This window comes from Deinococcus hopiensis KR-140 (assembly GCF_900176165.1).
Lineage (GTDB): Bacteria > Deinococcota > Deinococci > Deinococcales > Deinococcaceae > Deinococcus > Deinococcus hopiensis.
In genome coordinates, this window is sequence record NZ_FWWU01000003.1 from 60,084 (window position 1) to 76,951 (window position 16,868).

Sequence of the window (16,868 nt, forward strand, 5' to 3'; positions counted from 1 at the left end):
AGGCTCTGAGGTAAAGCCTGACCCAGCCGAGCGGAGCAACGCCAGTGTGACGCCACCCTCTTACACTTCGCGTATGTCTTTTTCTGCACCTCGGGTGGCGCTCGTCACGGGCGGAACGAGCGGTATCGGCCTGGCCATCTCACAACGGTTGCAGCGAGACGGCCTGCAGGTGGCCGTTCTGGACCTCGACCGACCTTCTGCGCGGGAGGTGGCCGCCGCACACTCGCTGAGCTTTATTGGAGCGGACCTCTCCCAACGCGCCGATTGCCAGCGCGCCGTTCAGGAAACGGTGGCCGCCCTGGGTGGGCTGGACGTCCTCGTGAACAACGCGGGCTTTCAGCATATCGATCCCATCGCCGAGTTTCCGGAAGACGTCTGGGACACCATGCTTCACGTGCTGCTCACGGCTCCCTTTCTGCTCAGCAAATACGCCTGGCCCCACCTGACGCGCTCCGGGCAGGGCCGCATCGTGAATATCGCCAGTATCCACGGTCACGTGGCGAGTCCCTTCAAGAGCGCGTATATCAGCGCCAAGCACGGCCTGATTGGTCTGACCCGGACGGCCGCGCTGGAGGCCGGAGAACAGGGCTTCACAGTCAACGCGATTTGCCCCGGATACGTCCGCACGCCCTTGGTCGAGAACCAGATCGCGGACCAGGCGCGCACCCGCGGCCTGACCCCACAGGACGTCGAGCAGAAGGTCATGCTGGAGCCTGCCGCCATCAAGCAACTCCTCAGCCCCGAGGACGTGGCGGCGCTGGCGAGCTACGTCGTCAGCCCCGCCGCGTGGGGCATGACCGGGGCCGTTCTGGACCTGGACCTGGGTTGGACTGCGCGGTAAAAGTCGAACTCCACCTCTGGACCGGCCGGGTGTAACCGGGATGTAACGGCTCCCCCTTACCTTGCTGCCCGTACCGCAATTCGGAAAGGGGGAAAGATGCCCAAGCACGTTACTGGCGTCCCGTCATGACCCAGACGGAGGCGACGCCGCAGCCCGGGCCGTGGGCGGGAGCGGCCACTCCGGTGGCCCTCGAAGCGCGGGGACTCGTGAAGGCATTTCGGGAGTTTCGCGCGACGAACGACGTGAGCCTCCGGGTGGACGAGGGGGAAATCCACGCCATCATTGGTCCGAACGGAGCGGGCAAGACCACCCTGTTCAACCTGCTCTCAGGCTTTCTCGCGCCGACAAGCGGTGAGGTGCTGCTGTTCGGCGAACGCATTCACGGCCTGCCGCCCCACGCCATCGTGCGCCGGGGCCTGTCCCGGTCGTTTCAGATCAGCAGCGTCTTTTCCAGCCTGACTGTCCGGGAAAATGTCCTCGTGGCGCTGCAATCGGCCACCGCCCTCCCGCGGCAGTTCTGGGTGCCGCTCTCCCGGCTCGACAAGCTCAGGCCCCGTGCAGACGAGATCCTGGCCGCGGTGGGATTGGGGGGCGCACCGGACCGCCTCGCCGCCGATCTCAGCCACGGCGAGAAGAGACAGCTGGAAATCGGGATCTCCCTGAGTCAGGACCCGCGCGTGCTGCTGCTCGACGAGCCGACCAGCGGAATGGGCTCGGAGGGCATTGCCCGGGTGATCGCCCTCGTCCGGCAGGTCGCCCGTGGCCGAACCGTTGTGCTCGTCGAGCACAACATGAGCGTGGTTGCCGAACTCGCCGACCGCATCACCGTGCTGCAATACGGCCAGGTGCTGGCGAGCGGGAAGTACGACGAGGTGCGGCGCGACCCCCGGGTCATCGAGGCGTATCTCGGCGAGGAGGCCCACGCATGACGCTCTCCGCTGCTCAGGCCAGGGCCGCTGCTCCGCTCAACCCTTCCCCGTCCAGCCCTGCGCCCCTGCTCCGGGTGCAGAATCTGAACGCCTATTACGGGCAGAGTCACGTCCTGCACGGCGTGAACCTTCACGTCATGCCGGGCGAGGTGGTCAGCCTGATTGGGCGCAACGGCGCGGGCAAGACCACCACCCTGAAATCGATTATGGGCGTTCTGCGCAGCCGCACCGGAACGGTCTCCTTCGCGGGAGAGGACCTCACCCGGCTCCCCAGCAACCGCATCGCTGCCCGTGGCCTGGCCTGGGTTCCCGAAGAACGCGCCATTCTGAGCAGCCTGACGGTGCGCGAGAACCTGGAGCTGCCTCCGGCGCGCCCGGGGGGCTGGAGCACCGAACGCGCCCTGGAAGCTTTTCCCGTGTTGCGGGAGCGCAGCCATTATCCGGGCAGCAAGCTGTCGGGAGGTGAGCAGCAGATGCTCGCCACCCTGCGGGTGTTGCGCAGCGCTCCGAAGCTCCTGCTGCTCGACGAACCGAGTGAGGGCCTCGCGCCCGTCATCGTGCAGCGAATCGGGGACATGCTCCAGGACCTTCGCCGCGAAGGCCTCGCGGTGATTCTGGTCGAACAGAACCTGAAGTTTGCCACCCGCCTCGCGGACCGCCACTACGTTCTGGTGGACGGTCACGTCGTCGACGAGGTGCGCGCCGACGAGGTCGAGGCCCGCCGCAGCGACCTGCTGGGTTACCTGAGCGTTTGACCCCTTTTTCCCTTCACCGGAGGACCACCATGCGCAAGAACATTCTGACCGTCCTGCTCTCCACCACCGCCCTCGCCGCCGGGAGCGCCGCCCTCGCCCAGGGCGCGAAACTGTCGGACAATGTGGTGCGGGTCGGCGTTCTCACCGACCTTTCTGGCGTTTATTCCGAACTCTCCGGGCAGGGCAGCGTCAAAGCGGCCCAGCTGGCGGCTGCAGACTTTATGGCCGCCAATGCCAGCTTCAAGGGCAAGGTGCAGGTCGTCGGCGTGGACCACCAGAACAAGGCGGACGTGGCGAGCAACAAGGCCGCTGAGATGATCGACCGCCAGAACGTGGACATGCTTGTGGACCTGCCGACCAGCAGCGCCGCCCTCGCGGCGTCCGAGGTCGCCAAGGGGAAAAAGATTCCCGTGATGGTCGTGACGGGCGGCACCACCGCGCTCACCAACGAGAAGTGCAGCAAGTACACCTTCCATTACGCCTACGACAATTACATGCTCGCCAACGGCACCGGCACGGCGGTCACGCGGCGTGGCGGAACGTCTTGGTACATCATCTACCCCAACTACGCCTTCGGCCAGGACCTCAACAAGCAGATGACGGCGGCCGTGACCGAACGCGGCGGCAAGATCGTCGCTCCCAGCGACGCGACGCCCTTTCCCAACACGGATTTCTCCAGCTACCTGCTCAAGGCCCAGGGCCTCAAACCGAAGGTGTTCGGTACCATGCAGGCGGGCGCAGACCTCGTGAACGTCGTCAAGCAGTACAACGAATTCGGTTTGCGCCAGCAGGGCATCGGGCTGGGAATCGGACTGCTGTTCGAAACGGACGTGGCCGCCCTGGGGCAAGACGCCTTTGCTGGAGCGCTGGCGACCGTGCCGTGGTACTGGAACCTGGACGCCCGCAGCCGGGCCTGGGCCGCCAAGTTCGAGAAGGCGTTCGGAAAGAAGCCCACCTTCGCGCAGGCCGGCGTCTACAGCGCAACCATGACCTACCTTCAGGCGGTGGCGCGGGCCCGCAGCGACGGTGGCGACGCGGTGGTGAAGGCGCTGGAAGGGTACCGCTTCAGTGACTTTTTTGCCCGCAACGCCTACATCCGCCCGCAAGACCACCGGGTGCTGCTCGACGCGTACACGGTGCAGGTCAAGCCCAAGTCCCAGTCAAAAGAAGCCGGGGACATCTATACCCGGATCGCCACCATTCCCGCCGCGCGCGCTTTCCAGCCGCTGTCCGAGAGCAAGTGCAAGTTCTGAGCGTGGTACCCCCAAGGTGCCCACTCCGGCGCAGCCCGCATCACACTGACAGAGCCAGGACGCCCTCGCGCCTTGAAGGCGGCGCATGAACACGCAACTCCTCCTGATTCAGGTGTTCAACGGACTCGTGAATGGAGCGTTCTACGCGCTGCTCTCGCTGGGTCTGGCGGTGATCTTCGGAATGCTGCGGATCGTCAACTTCATGCACGGGGCGCTGTACATGCTGGGGGCCTTCACCGCATTCGCGCTGGGCCAGGCATTTGGCCTGGGCTTCTGGCCGTCGCTCGTCCTCGCGCCGCTGATCGTGGCCCTGATCGGCATCTTGCTCGAACGCACGCTGCTGTCACGGCTGTACGGGCTCGAACCCAGCTACAACCTGTTGCTGACGTTTGGCCTGACCCTACTGACCCAGGACCTCGTCAAGCAGGTCATGCTCTCGCAGTTCGCGGTGTCCAGCGCTCCCTACACGCCACCGGAAATGCTGTCCGGCGTCGTCAATCTGGGCTTCGTGATGTTTCCCAAATACCGCCTCTTCGTCATTGGCCTGAGCCTCGTGATCTGCCTTCTCACCTGGGCTGTGATCGAAAAGACCCGGGTCGGAGCGATCATCCGCGCGAGCACCGAAAACCCCAACGTCACGCGGGCTTTCGGCATCGATGTGAGCAAGTGGATTACCGGTGTGTTCGGCGTGGGCGTTGGGCTGGCAGGACTGGCGGGCGTTCTGGCCGCGCCCATCTACAGCGTCGAGCCGTATATGGGCGCTGAACTGATCATCACCACCTTCGCCGTGGTGGTGATCGGGGGGCTGGGCAGCATCCTGGGCAGCGTGATCACAGGCTTTGCGGTGGGCGTACTCGCCGCGGTCGGCGCTTTTTTCTACCCCCCCATCGCCAACACGCTGGTGTTTATCCTGATGGCGGCAGTGTTGCTGGTGCGGCCCAGCGGACTGTTCGGATTGCCGGAGGGGGCGAGGTGACCGCCCTGCCGAGCGTCGCGTCCGGGAGTGACCGACGTAAGGTCCGGGCCGCGTGGTTTATGGGACTGGGCCTGCTCCTGCTGGCCTTGCCCCGGCTGATCTACCCCGTGCTGGCCCTCGATATCCTTGCCTGGGGGCTGTTCGCCGTCGCCTTTGACCTGCTGTTCGGATTCTCGGGCCTCCTCAGCTTCGGACACGCGGCGTTCTGGGGCACGAGCGCGTATATCACCGCCTTCTTGCTCTCGCACGGACAGGGCGTTCCCGTCGCCATGCTGGGCGGAACGGGAGCGGCGGTCCTGATTGCCCTGCCCGCCGCGTTTCTGAGCGTACGCTCCGTGGGCATCTACTTCAGCATGATCACGCTGGCCTTCGCGCAGATGCTGTCCTTTCTGGCCCTGCAGTGGACTGATGTGACGGGCGGCGAGAACGGTTTGCAGGGGTTCACGCGGCCAGGCTTCCTGGGCCTGGACTTCAGCGACTCCGTCACGCGGTATTACTTCTGCCTGGCCGTGTTTACCGCCGGCTTCTACGTCGCGTACCGCATGGTTCGGAGTCCCTTCGGTCAGGCCCTTCAGGCGGTGCGCGACAACGAGCAGCGGGCGCAGAGCATCGGTTACAACCCGGTGCGCTTCAAGTTCACGGCCTTTTTGCTCAGCGGGGCACTGGCAGGGCTTGCGGGCAGCATGTACACCTTCGGGCATGGCGTGGTCAGCCTGGAAGTCGTGAACTGGCGCACCTCCGGCGAGGTGGTCATGATGACCCTCCTGGGAGGTACGGGCACCCTCTTCGGCCCGGTGATCGGAGCGGGACTGGTCTTGCTGCTGCGCGACGCGCTGACCACCGCCAACCTCCCCATTGGGATCGTGACCGGTCTGGTCTTCGTCCTCGTGGTGCTGTTCTTCCGAAAGGGGGTCGTCGGAACAGTGCAGCACTGGCTGAGGCGCAAGTAGGAGAGCAAGGGGGATGGAGGCCACCGCAGAAATCCAAAGTGCGTCTGAAAAGGGTGGGCATCTGGCCAGGCGACGCACCACGAAGCGCACCACCACCTCGCACACAAGGTTCTGCGCAGTGTCCACCGGGGCCTCATACTCTTCAGCCATACGCCTGGCTCCCCCGAGCCGAGGTTCGCTCCACCCCCTAGCGGCGCCTGTGCGCCGCGAAACCCCTGGGCACCTCCTCGGATCGTGGGGGTGCGCCTTTTGGTACCCGGGTGCCCTACCGGCCAGACCAGGGGGCATGACGGTCTCGGTCGTCCAGCCCAGATGTAGTTTACAAACAGCCCACCATGCCAACATCTTGGCTGTTGAGCGGCCGCTTGCAGGTGCCGCGCCTGTTTTGCCGCCCTAGGGGCAGCCACTGCTCCACGGTACCGGCAGATGCCGGCCGGAAAGAAGCAGCCCACGACTCTTTCCAACGAGGGTGGGCCGTGACCCCCCACCTCTGCAACCACTTCCCAGCGGTGCGTGTCTGGAGAGTAGCGGTCCAGCAGGTTGTCTCAACGGTAGGTGGTCTGCTGAGGTTAAGTTGCCAGACCCCCGCAATTCCGTCCTGCCTTCTGCGGTGGAATGGCCTGAGATGACCAGGTGCCCCACCCTGGAGCATGGGTCAAAAAGAAGTCCTCATTTTTGACCGAGCCCAGCGAGCTCAAGTGGACATCGGGGAGAATGACGCCGTGAGGGGTGCCCTTCCACTCGCGGCGTCATTCAGACAAATGCTCTATCACTCACCGTCCACTCGGCGGGCATGCCCGCCGTTCATGCTGTGTTGGAAGTGCTCCACGTCTGGCCCATCGGGGTGATCGACTTTCCCAACCGCAGTGCGCCTTCGAGATCACGCACCTTCCCGGCAACCTATTCCGCAGACCGGGCCTTCGAGGTGGATCTGGAGGAACTCAGGCGTCGCCAGGGGGAGCAGGTGGGGCACCTGTACGCCGTCGCAATTCACAGTTCCCGGCGCGCGTTGCAATTCCTCGACGGCGTGGTGGTGGAGGTGAATGCTCCAGACTGCGAAAGCACCTCGGCCATAAGACTTGGAAATCATCCGGTGCTTCTGGGGATGTGGCGGCACAACTGGGTTGGAGGGCGGACCTTCGAGCACAGCGGCCAAGTGCTCGGCACCTGAACGCCACCTACCAGACCATCCTTCCGGCCGGGAAGTACGCCGAGCGTTTCGCTGAGCGGGGGTTCCAGTGCGGAGGACGGCACTTCTCGGGCGTCTCATCTCTTTGGCCCTTTTGCAAGTGCGCGCAGCTTCACCGACAAACCACGGAGGGACGCCGCACGGACGTCCCGAATTCACGGTGGGTTGCTGGAGCGCAGCCGAACGCGGGTGATTTTGAGTCCCTGTACCGCTTCTGCCGTCAGCTCGTGGCCCTGTATACGCACGGTGGTCCCCGGTGGGGGAACCGTGCCATGCACTTGCAAGAGCAGTCCGGCCACGGTCGTCGCATCCTCACTGTGCAGTTTGAGACCATGGTCTTCTCGCAACTCTCTCAACGGTACCTCGCCGCTCATGGTCAAGGAGCCGTCCCCATTCGCGGAGATCCAATCGACTTCTGGGGCGTCCTCATCCTCAATCACGTCTTCAATCAGGTCGTCCATCGTGATGAAGCCCAGGGTCCCGCCGAATTCATCTGCCACCAGGGCTGCGTGGACGCGCTCGCGTTTGAACAGGGCCAGCAGGTCCTCGGCGGTGGCGGTGGCCGCCACGCTGGGCAGAGGACGGACCAGACGGCCCAGGTGAGACGGCCTCCCCTGCGCGCGTGCACGGATGAAGTCCTTGACGTGGAGTACGCCGATGATACCGTCCAGATTGTCCTCGTAGACGGGGTAACGGCTGCGCGCCGAGCGGGTAATCCGTGCCAGGACTTCCTCGGAAGTCGCATTCAACGGCAGGGCGTCCAGGCTTCGGCGAGAGGTCATCAGTTCCGCCGCTGTGCGTTCTTCCAGCGCGAAGATGTTCTGGATCAGGTCGCGCTGCACCTCCCCGAGCTGTCCGCCCTCGGCGCTTTCCTCGGTGAGGATGCTCAGTTCCTTGCTGGTATGCAGCAGGGCGTGTTGACCGGGTTCGCGGATTCTCAGCAGGCGCATCAGGCCCAGTGACATAAAGTTCAGCACGGCCACCAGCGGGCGGAACACGACGCCGAAGACCTGCATTAAGGGACTGATCTGGACGCTGATGTTCTCCGGCGTTTGAAGGGCCAGCAACTTTGGAATCATTTCGCCGAACACCACGTGCATGAAGGTGATGAGGCTCAGGGCAAGGATGAATCCAGCGGTATGTGCCGCCTCGTGCGCCAAGCCGAGGTACTCGAAAGGGCCATACATCCACTTGGCGATGGCCGGTTCCCCGTACATCCCAAGCCCAATGCTGGCGAGCGTGATCCCGAGCTGCGCAACGGCGATGTAGCGGTCTTTGCCTGTGGGGTGATCAAACACGCCCAGAAGCCAGCGTGCTGCGCCGTTGCCCCGTTCCGCAAGCTGTTCCAGTCGGGAGCGGCGCGCCCCGATCAGGGCGAATTCCGCCGCCACGAACAGGCCGTTGAGAACCACCAAGACCAGAATGATCAGGATGGGCGTCAGGGATGTCAACATCAGCGCTCACCCCCCGGGAGCACAAAGGTCACCCGCTGCACGGCGCGGCGCTCCATCGCCTCAACGCGGAAAACAACGGCCTCCACCCCGACCTCGTCGCCGGTCATTGGAAGGCGGCCCAGCTCGTGCCACATCAGGCCGCTGACGGTATTCACCTCGTCCGTCGGCAGTTCCAGGTCAAAACGGTCATTCAGCGCTTCGATGAGCACATCGCCACGAACGGTGACACGCTCTTTATAGACGGTGATGGGGTCCTCCTCCTGATCGAACTCATCCTGCATCTCGCCGAAAATTTCTTCCAGAGCGTCTTCCAGGGTCACCAGGCCTGCGACGCCGCCATACTCGTCCACCACCACAGCGCTGTGCCGGGAGACCTCACGGAGCCTGCGCCAAAGGTCCGGGACCGCCATGCTGTCGGCGACAATCAAGGGCAGACGCATGATCTCAGCGACGCGAACGTCCGGTTGGGTTTCGGCGGCGAGGAACACGCGGCGGAGGTGCAAAATTCCCACCACATCGTCGGAATTCTCGCCCGTGACGGGAAAGCGTGAGTAAGCACTGTTGGCCAGTCGCAAAAGCGCTTCCCCTGCGGTAAAGTCAGCTGGCACCGTGACCAGTTTCGTGCGGGGAGTCATGATCTCGCGGACCACCCGGTCCTCGACGTTCAGCACGCCCGCGAGCATCTCCCGTTCCGCAGCGTCAATCAGGCCCCCTTTGGCGCTTTCGCGGTAGAGGCTCTGCAATTCCTCCGGGGAGTGGACGTGCGCGTGGCTGTGATCGGCATTCATCTTCCAAGCGCGCAGCAGGGCAAAGGCTGTGCCGTTAAATACCGCGATGAGTGGCCGGAAGAGTAGGAGACTGAGCTGCATGGGGCGCAGGGCAGCGATGGCGAGACGCTCTGGGTAGCGGAGCGCCACACTCTTCGGTAACAGCTCGCCAAGCACCATCATGAGCAGCGTGATCACGACCAACACGGTGATTGTCGCCGCAACCCTTCCGCCGACCGCGCCCAGCGCAGGAGCAAGGAGCGGTGTCAGCTGCGCCTGCCCGTAGGCACCCGCAATCAAGTTGGTCAGGGTAATTCCAACCTGACAGGCAGCCACATAGTGGTCGAGCTTCTTGGGGTCGCGCAGGACTTCCAGCAGGTCGGCCGCCGGGCGGTTTCCGGCCTCTGCCACCTCCTGCACCCGTGAGCGACGAGAACCGACGGTGGCGAATTCGGCAGCCACATACAACGCGGTCAGGGCCACCATCATCAGGAGGACCAGGACGGGCAGGAGGGCATTCAAGGCGCGCCCCCCAACCTAAACCGCGCGGAGGAACGTAAGTTGTGAGACGAACTGGGAGGTTCGGCGTTGTCATCGCAGGGCAACGTCATAGACGAAGATTCTAACAGAGTGGGATGAACGCTCTGATGGGTTGGAGTGAATTCAACCGCCTGAATTGACTTGGGTTCAGCCCTCAGAGGGATTCGAGGGAATGGACGCAACTGCAGAAGTGGTGGGTATTGTTGACCTCTTCACTCCTGGTGAGCTGAGAAGCGCTTGGAGGGCCGCCGTGGCCCACCTGCGCCCCCTCACCCCCAAAACAAACTGGAGGCACCTCCAGAGCCCTTACAGAGCTGCTACGGGCCACATAGGGGAAGACAATCAACCCTGTCCGGACTCCTCAGACTCAAGTCTCCAGGACAGGAGGAACATCAGGGCTGGGAACCTGTGATCTCTTCTACCGCCTTCACGAGGTCCTCCTGCCCGCGTGAAGCGGCGGCGAGGCGCTCGACCTCGCGGTCATCCACTTCGGTCAGTCGCTTCAGGACCTCGTCCCGCGGTAGGCGGCCCAGCTTCACGCGCAGCAAGCTGCGGATCATGGCGAGCGACTCCTCACGGCTGAGGGGCAGCAGCCGCGGCTGGTGTTCGGGAACCGGGCGTGATTTGGCTCTCGCTGCTGGCGCTGCTGGTTTAGGTGCGGGAATGTACTTGTCTGGGTTACGAATCGCGTCAACGACAGTCGCCGCGATGGAACGGGGTTTGTAGCCTTCGTCGAGCCGCCGCTGCACCAGCTGCACGGCAGACCGCACCCGCTCGGGATGGTCGGTCACCAGGGCCTCGGCGACGGGCCTGCTCACCTTCATCGCGGTGAGCAGATCCACGAGTTCCGGGTCCACTTCACCCTCGAACTCGTACTTGATGCGGGTGCTGTCCCCGGACCCCTCATAAGACACATCACGCAGGTACTTGGCGGCGATCAGATGGGCGTGCGCGCCGTCCAGGGTGCGCTTGACATTGTTGGGGCGCTGGCCGCTCAGGCCAGTGGCTTCACGCCAGGCCGCCATGATGACCGGCAATTCGCGGGCCAGTGAGCCATCGTCTCCCACCCGGTGGGCCTGGAGCACCCGGTACAGGCTGCGTGCCGTGGGCTGCTTGAGGTCACTCAGGAGTTCTGCATCGAGAATCTGGTAAAACCCCTCGCGAATCGACAGGGCAAAGTGACGCGAGAACGTCACGCGCAGCGGCGCACTGGCGTCGATGGTGCCTCCCTCACCGCTGGCACTCAGGCTGGTATCCCGGACCGAGATGCGGTCGATCAGGCGGTTGGTCTCAGTCATCCCGCGGAAGCGGCCCCCATGCTGGTGCGAGACGCGCGTCAGCCAACTGACTCCCTCCAGCCGCAGCAGGCTCTCACGCAGCCGGGCGTAGGCGTTGCCACGCGTCCCCAGAGGCGTGAGGCGGAGCAGCCGGTAGGCCGTACACTCCACCGTATCGTCTTCCGGGCATCCTGCCTCGAAAAACAGCGTTTGCAAGGCCAGAAGAACGTCGGGGTCCACTCCATGCGGACGTCCGCGCGCAGCGACTCCCTGCACGTAGAAGTACCGCTCCCCGATGCTGAAGGTCGTTTCCCAGTTCTGGTCGTCGCCGTCGTCGCGGTTCAGGATGCTGAACACCCCGGACCGGGCCAGAGTCAGTTCGTTGATCAGCTTCTCGTTGCCCTGGGTCATAGGTTGGGAACCAAGGCAAGCCTACCACGGCGTCCCTCAGCTGAACGCAGAACTCCACTGCGTTTTGCCTTGATTGATGTTTTTATCTTTTTAAAAGATATAAAAAGATAATGATGCATCATCAAGGGGGAGGGGCGTTTCGGCTCCTGGCGCGGCTTTTTCAGGAAATTTGACTCAAAGGTAGCGTGGATTTCACCCCTTTTTGACTCAAAGGCAGCGTGCTTTTGAGCCTCTTTGACTCAAAGGTAGCGATAGCGTGACTCAAAGTTAGCGTGCCAAAAACAGCCAAAAAACTCAAAGTTAGCGATAGCGATTTTCGGCGTCTGACTCAAAGTTAGCGTGTCAAAATGCCTGTTTTTTGCTCTTCCGACTCAAAGTTAGCGATAGTTGAAAAAAGGTGATCAGGGCGGGAAAAACCTCCGTTTTGACTCAAAGCTAGCGATACCCCTGACTCAAAGCTAGCGATAGGGGAATTCAGAGGGCAAAATTCCCCTCTAGGAAGGCGGGCCAACCGGGAAAAGAGAACTCAGGTCCTACGCCGAATAGTCCTACTGGCGCAGGAATTCCTGGTGTTTTCAGATCTCTTGCGCAGGGTGGCCAATCACGAGGAAGGGGGGCGCGCATTTCATGCCGATGTCTGCCGTCTGTTCTAGGACCAGGGTTCCCGTTCGGTGCAAGAGGACCAACGTGGACAGCCCTTTTCAGCTGGGATCATTCCTCTTGAATCCGTGAGCCGGCGTCTTGGCGTTACGCTGTGGATTCACGTGCAGGCGGGCCGCAAGTTGATGCAGATCCACCACGACTTTGTCACTCTCCTGATAGCTCATGGAGGTACTCTGTGCACCCGTTCCCCACAGTGTGGACACCGACCAAGCCGGACCTCCTCGAGGGTCCGGCTCACCGCTCGCCGTGCCTGCGGCAAGGTCACGATCTGCGCGGTGCCGCAGGTCGCGGCACGTACGGTCTGCAAGAACAGCAATCGTTAACATCACCAACGTCACGTGGTGCGTCAGACCCCGCCAGGACCGTCCCTGGAAGTGATCCAGCCCCAATTCCTCCTCGGCTTGCTGATGCAGCGTTTCACATGACCAGCGCGCCTTGACGTCCCGTACGATCTGCGCTTTGGAAGTGCTGGCTAGGTGGTTGGTGACGTCGTACTTGATCTCACCACCCCGACGCTTCTCCCCGACGACCCACACCCGCTCGCCGGGGAGATGGCGTCCACGGGCGTCCTCGATACCATCGGCAATGCGTGCTCGCACGACGACCCAGCGCGACTTCTTGCCGCCCTTGACCGTGTGCCAGTGGTGCGGGGGTAAGCCATGCAGCACGTCCCGTGAGGGACGTGCCTGCTCACTCAGGACCGGATGCTTGCTCGGTCGTCCCTTTCCCTTGGCTCTGGGAGGTGGGTCGTGTACGGTCACATGCTGGCCGAACACCTTTTGGTGCCCCACGACCCCCACGGCCCAAGTAAGGCCCCGAGTGGTGAGGGCCTGTCGGAACTCTTTGCTGACGCCGTACCCGGCGTCAGCCAGCACGACCCGGAACGTGACCCCCTGCGCTCGCACACGGTCAAGTTCTTCCAGAGCCAGCTCGCCCTTGGACTTGTACACCTGTAGGTTCTCAGGTACGCCCGCCAAGCGGCAACGCTCTGAGTTGTCGGTCCAGCCCTTGGGAAGGAATAGCCGCATGCCGAGTGGCGCGAACACGCGCTGGTCGGCGAGCGTGAGAGTGACCAATGACGGACAGTTGGCGAGTTTCCCCAGCGCGCCACAGTACTGGTGAGCGACCCCGACGCTATGCTCCCCACTCTTGGGGAGCGCGGTGTCATCGATGATCAGGACGCCGTTCTTCGCACCACAGAGGGATTGGGCCCGTTCGGCGAGGAAACCTTCGAACTGGTTGGTGTCCCAGGGACTGACGTTCAGGAAGTGATGGAGGCGCTGGTATGGCAGCCCGAGGTACTCAGCGATGGGCTCAGTGCTCTTTCGTTCCAGGGGGGCGAGGAGACCGCGGACATATCTGGGGAGGCAGGCGCGTTGCTTGGGGTGGTCAAGGGTTTTCAGACACGGAGACAGAAAGTCCGAAAATGACCGCTGCCAGTTACAGGGGATAGGCATGCTTGCCAAGATCGGTCACGACGGCGAGGGCCGGCTGAGCACCGCCCCTGAGTGACAAAGTACTGTTAGGGCGGGGGTGAGGACGGGAGGAGGGGGTAAGGAATACGTAAGGATGAGAAGCCGACACTGCCTTATGAGTAAAAAATTCATTCTGCTGACCGCCATGGCCACCATGGCTTTCGCCCCTTCTGCCTTGGCGACGGATTACGTCACCAAGTCCGATCTCACAGGCATCACTCTCCCTAAGGGGGCCATTGAGTTAACGGACGAGGATTTTCCCGATGAGATGGTGGATCTGCTGGAAGAGACTGCAAAAGGCATGGGTGGCAAATGTCAGTACCACGAATTGCTGTTCTGGGAAGGCAACCCAGTCGCTATTACCAATGCTCTGAACAAGAGTATTCCCAAAACCTTGACGTATAAAAACATCGATGCCGACGAATTGGATGATGGTTCATACGAGACGTTCTCTCTGAAGAGTAGCAAGGCCTGGTATGCTGGAGTTTGGATTCAAGGGGCGAAGGACATCACCCTCGCCTGGTGTAACGTCGTTAAGAAGTAGTCGTACCGATCGAAAGTACAAGCCCCCGCCCCGTTACGGCGGGGGTTCGTCATTCCAGGGAAGAACCATGACTCTAACTCCACGCACACCACCAGCAAAAGTCTTCCCTGGACGAGGGAAGCGGCGGCATCTTCCTGATCTTCAGACCCTGCTGCCTCACCAGATCAACCTATAGAGATTAAGATCACGTTTCCACCTTAGTTTTGTGTCAGGCGAGGAGAAGGAGGATAGGACTAAGGTGCCCTCATGACCTCCCAGACCATGCGTGTCCTGCTGTTAGTGGACGACGATCCAACAGACGCAATGCTGGTCGAACTCGCCCTCGCTGAGCTTGATCTGGACGTTGAACTCGAAACGATTCACGATGGCAACAAGGCCCTAAAACGCCTTCAGGATGGTTCCTGCCCGGACCTTCTGCTCATTGATCTGCATATGCCTCATATGAGCGCCGTGGAGCTGCTTGAAGCTCTCCAGGACTGCTTTCCGCCAACCCGCGTGGTGGTCTGGAGTGCCTCTCCGCCTCGCGGCATTGAGGAACGCATTCTCGCGCTTGGGGCGGAAGTGTTTCTCTCCAAACCACCTCAATACGAGGAACTGGTGATCGTGCTCAAGCAATTGTTGGAACCAAGGGCGGGAGCAAAGCCCGGAAGCGGCTAAGGCCGCAGGCTCCAGGTACAGAGAAAAGCTGACCCCCGCTGAGAAGGCGGAGATGAAGTTTTGGGGAGGTGCGCGTGTCTTAGCGCTTGCTTACGGCCTTGCGGCAGTCGAGGAGGGGCGAGCCCGTACTGTATTCAGCACTTGCTTGCTGCTTGGTATCCGCTTTAAGCGTTGCGGTGATGGTCGTGACTTGGCGAGTCTTCCAACACTGTGTGCGAAGGACGCCCAACTGGTCAATGGTCGCAACCTCCGGTCGGCCCGAACTCCAACGTACCGCTTGGCTCACGCTTGCTGGGGCGTCCAGGAAGATGCGATAGGCCGTCCATTCAGGCCAGCGTCCACCTTCGTCTCCCCGGGTGGAGCGGATCTGAAAGTCGCGCACCACTGGGGCGTCAGGACGAGGCTGCAATTTGATCGTCAGCGCCGTCGTGCGTGCAGTGCCGCAAGGCCCTTCTTCGACCTGAATGTTCTTCATGGTAACTGGCTGGTACCAGCGCTTAGAAGCGGTCACGGTGTATCCGCCTGCTGGTTGCCTCTGGATACTGACCTGAAGGGTATCCCCCGGAGTGCGTGAGGGGGGGATGTTTGCCGTCTCTATACCGAGGACCAGGCCTCGCTCATTCTCCACTGTGACGACCAGCGCTGGGATGAAGACTTCCGGGCAGGTAGGGGGAGCGACCTCAGACGTGGGACTGGCGATCAGCGCGAGGGCAAGAGGCCAGAGGAAGGCAGGCATAGCACACGTTACGTCTTATGCCGATCACGTTGCGCAAGGAGGAGGAGCGTGGACGTCTGAACCTCTGCCCTCAGGCTTCACGTGCGCCGCCAGCAAAAGCCCCCGCTCAGAAGGCGGGGATGAAGATGCCTTTAGTGGCATGAATGTTCTCCCATCGACTCGGCCATAGCGTAAGGACTGGAGGTACATATGACTGGACCCTACGACCGTCCCCCTGCCCCAGCGACTGATCCCACGGATGTTCCAGCCTCGCTTCCTCAGCAGATGCCAAGCGGAGATGACACCGGCCCAGTGATGGACCCACCCGTCAACCCAGATACCCCTGGTCTGCCCGTCCCAAATCCTATGGAGAACCCTGACACTCCTGGGATGCCCATGCCTCTCCCAGCAATGTAGGTTTCAGATAGCAAAAGCCCCCGCACAGAAGCGGGGGCTTGTCGTTGAGGGGAAGAGAGGTGCGTTTTGGCAAAATTGCCGTTTTGCAACTCGCGTAGGAGTTGAGCAGAACGAAGGTGATCAGAGGTCATCCGGAAATCGGTCGCGGTTTCGGCTAGAGGCCGTGTAGCACGCTAAAAAGGTGCGACTGATGGACGAGCAATGGCCCATCCTCGCTCTCTTATTACCCCCACCCTAAAAGAACACCCGATGTGGTCGTCCACGTCGGGGAGATCAAGAACTGCTCGAAGGTATGTTGTGGGTATTGAGAACGGGAGCACAGTGCGCAGGACTTCCTCAGCCCTGATTATCCACCTCAATCCACATGTTTCGAGCGCTTTCAGGAATGGAATGAGCGTGGCGTGTTTCCTAATATGCTGGAGCGTCTGTATGAACTATTGGAGGATCAAGCGCTGCTTGATCTCCGTGAAGCCTTTATTGACGGCACCTTCAGTACCGCTAAAAAGGGGGCGCTGATGTCGGGCCTACGAAGAAAGGCAAAGGCACCAAGATCATGGTGGACGCGAGCGGTATACCGCTCGCTGTCCATACCGAAAGTGCGAGTCCTGCCAAAGTAACCCTGGTGTATGACACTTTGGAAGCCTCTTTTGGCATGGACTTTCCCAAACGACGCATTGGGGACAAGGCCTATGACAGTGATCCTTTGGATACAGAACTCGCTGCCCTCGGCATCGAGATGACCCGCGCCGAACCGCAAGAGCCGGAAGAAAAAGACGCAGGATGGACGACCACTGCGTCGTTACAAGCGACGCTGGAAGGTGGAACGAACGATTGACTGGCTGCAGTCCTTTAGGCGTGTTCGGACGCGAGATGAGCGCAAAGCCCAGAACTTCCTGGGCTTCGTTCAGCTCGCCTGCATCCTCATCCTGCTCCGACGCGTTTCTGGATGATCTCTAGTAGTCTGATTCAGAAAAACGTTGACAGTTGGGGAGAATGCCAGGAGGGCACGGGCTGGGCCATTCTCCTCTGCAGAAATGTCAAAGGACCTCTGAATC

14 protein-coding genes and 2 pseudogenes are annotated in these 16,868 nt (G+C 61.8%); 10 read left to right on the forward strand and 6 right to left on the reverse strand.

Annotated features, from left to right (window positions below):
• Positions 1-73 precede the first annotated feature (73 nt).
• The 7 genes from B9A95_RS02115 to B9A95_RS02145 all read left to right on the forward strand — a co-directional run bounded on the left by B9A95_RS02115 (position 74) and on the right by B9A95_RS02145 (position 6,875).
• A complete protein-coding gene (locus B9A95_RS02115) occupies positions 74-841 on the forward strand; it encodes a 3-hydroxybutyrate dehydrogenase (protein ID WP_084045319.1) in 768 nt (255 codons plus the stop codon).
• A 125-nt stretch (positions 842-966) separates the two neighbouring features.
• Positions 967-1,770, forward strand: a complete 804-nt coding sequence (locus tag B9A95_RS02120; protein WP_084045320.1) for an ABC transporter ATP-binding protein — start codon at positions 967-969, stop codon at positions 1,768-1,770.
• Positions 1,767-2,525 (forward strand): ABC transporter ATP-binding protein, encoded by a 759-nt coding sequence (locus B9A95_RS02125; RefSeq protein WP_084045321.1) that lies wholly within the window; start codon positions 1,767-1,769, stop codon positions 2,523-2,525. Before B9A95_RS02120 ends, B9A95_RS02125 begins: the two co-directional genes overlap by 4 nt.
• A 29-nt stretch (positions 2,526-2,554) precedes the next feature.
• Positions 2,555-3,778, forward strand: a complete 1,224-nt coding sequence (locus tag B9A95_RS02130) for an ABC transporter substrate-binding protein (RefSeq protein ID WP_084045322.1) — start codon at positions 2,555-2,557, stop codon at positions 3,776-3,778.
• A gap of 85 nt (positions 3,779-3,863) precedes the next feature.
• A complete protein-coding gene (locus tag B9A95_RS02135; protein ID WP_084045323.1) occupies positions 3,864-4,754 on the forward strand; it encodes a branched-chain amino acid ABC transporter permease in 891 nt (296 codons plus the stop codon).
• A complete protein-coding gene (locus tag B9A95_RS02140) occupies positions 4,751-5,704 on the forward strand; it encodes a branched-chain amino acid ABC transporter permease (protein ID WP_084045324.1) in 954 nt (317 codons plus the stop codon). Before B9A95_RS02135 ends, B9A95_RS02140 begins: the two co-directional genes overlap by 4 nt.
• 793 nt (positions 5,705-6,497) lie before the next feature.
• Positions 6,498-6,875, forward strand: a complete 378-nt coding sequence (locus tag B9A95_RS02145) for a hypothetical protein (RefSeq protein ID WP_212648221.1) — start codon at positions 6,498-6,500, stop codon at positions 6,873-6,875.
• A 173-nt stretch (positions 6,876-7,048) separates the two neighbouring features.
• On the opposite strand, the gene B9A95_RS02150 is transcribed toward B9A95_RS02145, so the two are convergent.
• The 5 genes and pseudogenes from B9A95_RS02150 to B9A95_RS02165 all read right to left on the reverse strand — a co-directional run bounded on the left by B9A95_RS02150 (position 7,049) and on the right by B9A95_RS02165 (position 13,462).
• Complete coding sequence (locus B9A95_RS02150; RefSeq protein WP_084045325.1) at positions 7,049-8,347, reverse strand: hemolysin family protein; 1,299 nt, start codon at positions 8,345-8,347, stop codon at positions 7,049-7,051.
• Positions 8,347-9,636, reverse strand: coding sequence for a hemolysin family protein (locus B9A95_RS02155; RefSeq protein ID WP_084045326.1), 1,290 nt, complete (start codon positions 9,634-9,636; stop codon positions 8,347-8,349). The genes B9A95_RS02150 and B9A95_RS02155 overlap by 1 nt, the downstream gene beginning before the upstream one ends.
• 410 nt (positions 9,637-10,046) lie before the next feature.
• Entirely contained in the window at positions 10,047-11,342 is a 1,296-nt protein-coding gene (locus B9A95_RS02160; RefSeq protein ID WP_084045327.1) for a replication initiator protein A, read from the reverse strand.
• Positions 11,343-12,043: 701 nt separating this feature from the next.
• On the reverse strand, positions 12,044-12,169 hold the full coding sequence (locus B9A95_RS36030) for a hypothetical protein (RefSeq protein ID WP_281255796.1): 126 nt from the start codon (positions 12,167-12,169) through the stop codon (positions 12,044-12,046).
• Positions 12,166-13,462 (reverse strand): annotated as a pseudogene (locus B9A95_RS02165) (IS701 family transposase). The gene B9A95_RS36030 and the pseudogene B9A95_RS02165 overlap by 4 nt, the downstream one beginning before the upstream one ends.
• Before the next feature lie 133 nt (positions 13,463-13,595).
• Between B9A95_RS02165 and B9A95_RS02170 the strand changes: the two are divergent.
• Positions 13,596-14,024, forward strand: coding sequence for a hypothetical protein (locus tag B9A95_RS02170; RefSeq protein WP_084045329.1), 429 nt, complete (start codon positions 13,596-13,598; stop codon positions 14,022-14,024).
• Between the two features lie 246 nt (positions 14,025-14,270).
• A complete protein-coding gene (locus B9A95_RS02175) occupies positions 14,271-14,681 on the forward strand; it encodes a response regulator (protein WP_084045330.1) in 411 nt (136 codons plus the stop codon).
• A 79-nt stretch (positions 14,682-14,760) separates the two neighbouring features.
• Here the strand turns inward: B9A95_RS02175 and B9A95_RS31425 are convergent, their stop codons facing one another.
• A complete protein-coding gene (locus B9A95_RS31425) occupies positions 14,761-15,156 on the reverse strand; it encodes a hypothetical protein (RefSeq protein WP_139806391.1) in 396 nt (131 codons plus the stop codon).
• An 847-nt stretch (positions 15,157-16,003) separates the two neighbouring features.
• On the opposite strand from B9A95_RS31425, the pseudogene B9A95_RS02190 reads away from it, so the two are divergent.
• Positions 16,004-16,763: pseudogene (locus B9A95_RS02190) on the forward strand (IS5 family transposase).
• The last annotated feature ends 105 nt before the right edge of the window (positions 16,764-16,868 follow it).

Bases quoted from the DNA above. Each gene is read 5' to 3' on its own strand.
- B9A95_RS31425 (WP_139806391.1), bottom strand. From the start codon at position 15,156: ATGAAGAACATTCAGGTCGAAGAAGGGCCTTGCGGCACTGCACGCACG.
- B9A95_RS02130 (WP_084045322.1), top strand. From the start codon at position 2,555: ATGCGCAAGAACATTCTGACCGTCCTGCTCTCCACCACCGCCCTCGCC.
- B9A95_RS02145 (WP_212648221.1), top strand. From the start codon at position 6,498: ATGCCCGCCGTTCATGCTGTGTTGGAAGTGCTCCACGTCTGGCCCATC.
- B9A95_RS02120 (WP_084045320.1), top strand. From the start codon at position 967: ATGACCCAGACGGAGGCGACGCCGCAGCCCGGGCCGTGGGCGGGAGCG.
- B9A95_RS02150 (WP_084045325.1), bottom strand. From the start codon at position 8,347: ATGTTGACATCCCTGACGCCCATCCTGATCATTCTGGTCTTGGTGGTT.
- B9A95_RS02115 (WP_084045319.1), top strand. From the start codon at position 74: ATGTCTTTTTCTGCACCTCGGGTGGCGCTCGTCACGGGCGGAACGAGC.
- B9A95_RS02160 (WP_084045327.1), bottom strand. From the start codon at position 11,342: ATGACCCAGGGCAACGAGAAGCTGATCAACGAACTGACTCTGGCCCGG.
- B9A95_RS36030 (WP_281255796.1), bottom strand. From the start codon at position 12,169: ATGAGCTATCAGGAGAGTGACAAAGTCGTGGTGGATCTGCATCAACTT.
- B9A95_RS02125 (WP_084045321.1), top strand. From the start codon at position 1,767: ATGACGCTCTCCGCTGCTCAGGCCAGGGCCGCTGCTCCGCTCAACCCT.
- B9A95_RS02135 (WP_084045323.1), top strand. From the start codon at position 3,864: ATGAACACGCAACTCCTCCTGATTCAGGTGTTCAACGGACTCGTGAAT.
- B9A95_RS02170 (WP_084045329.1), top strand. From the start codon at position 13,596: ATGAGTAAAAAATTCATTCTGCTGACCGCCATGGCCACCATGGCTTTC.
- B9A95_RS02175 (WP_084045330.1), top strand. From the start codon at position 14,271: ATGACCTCCCAGACCATGCGTGTCCTGCTGTTAGTGGACGACGATCCA.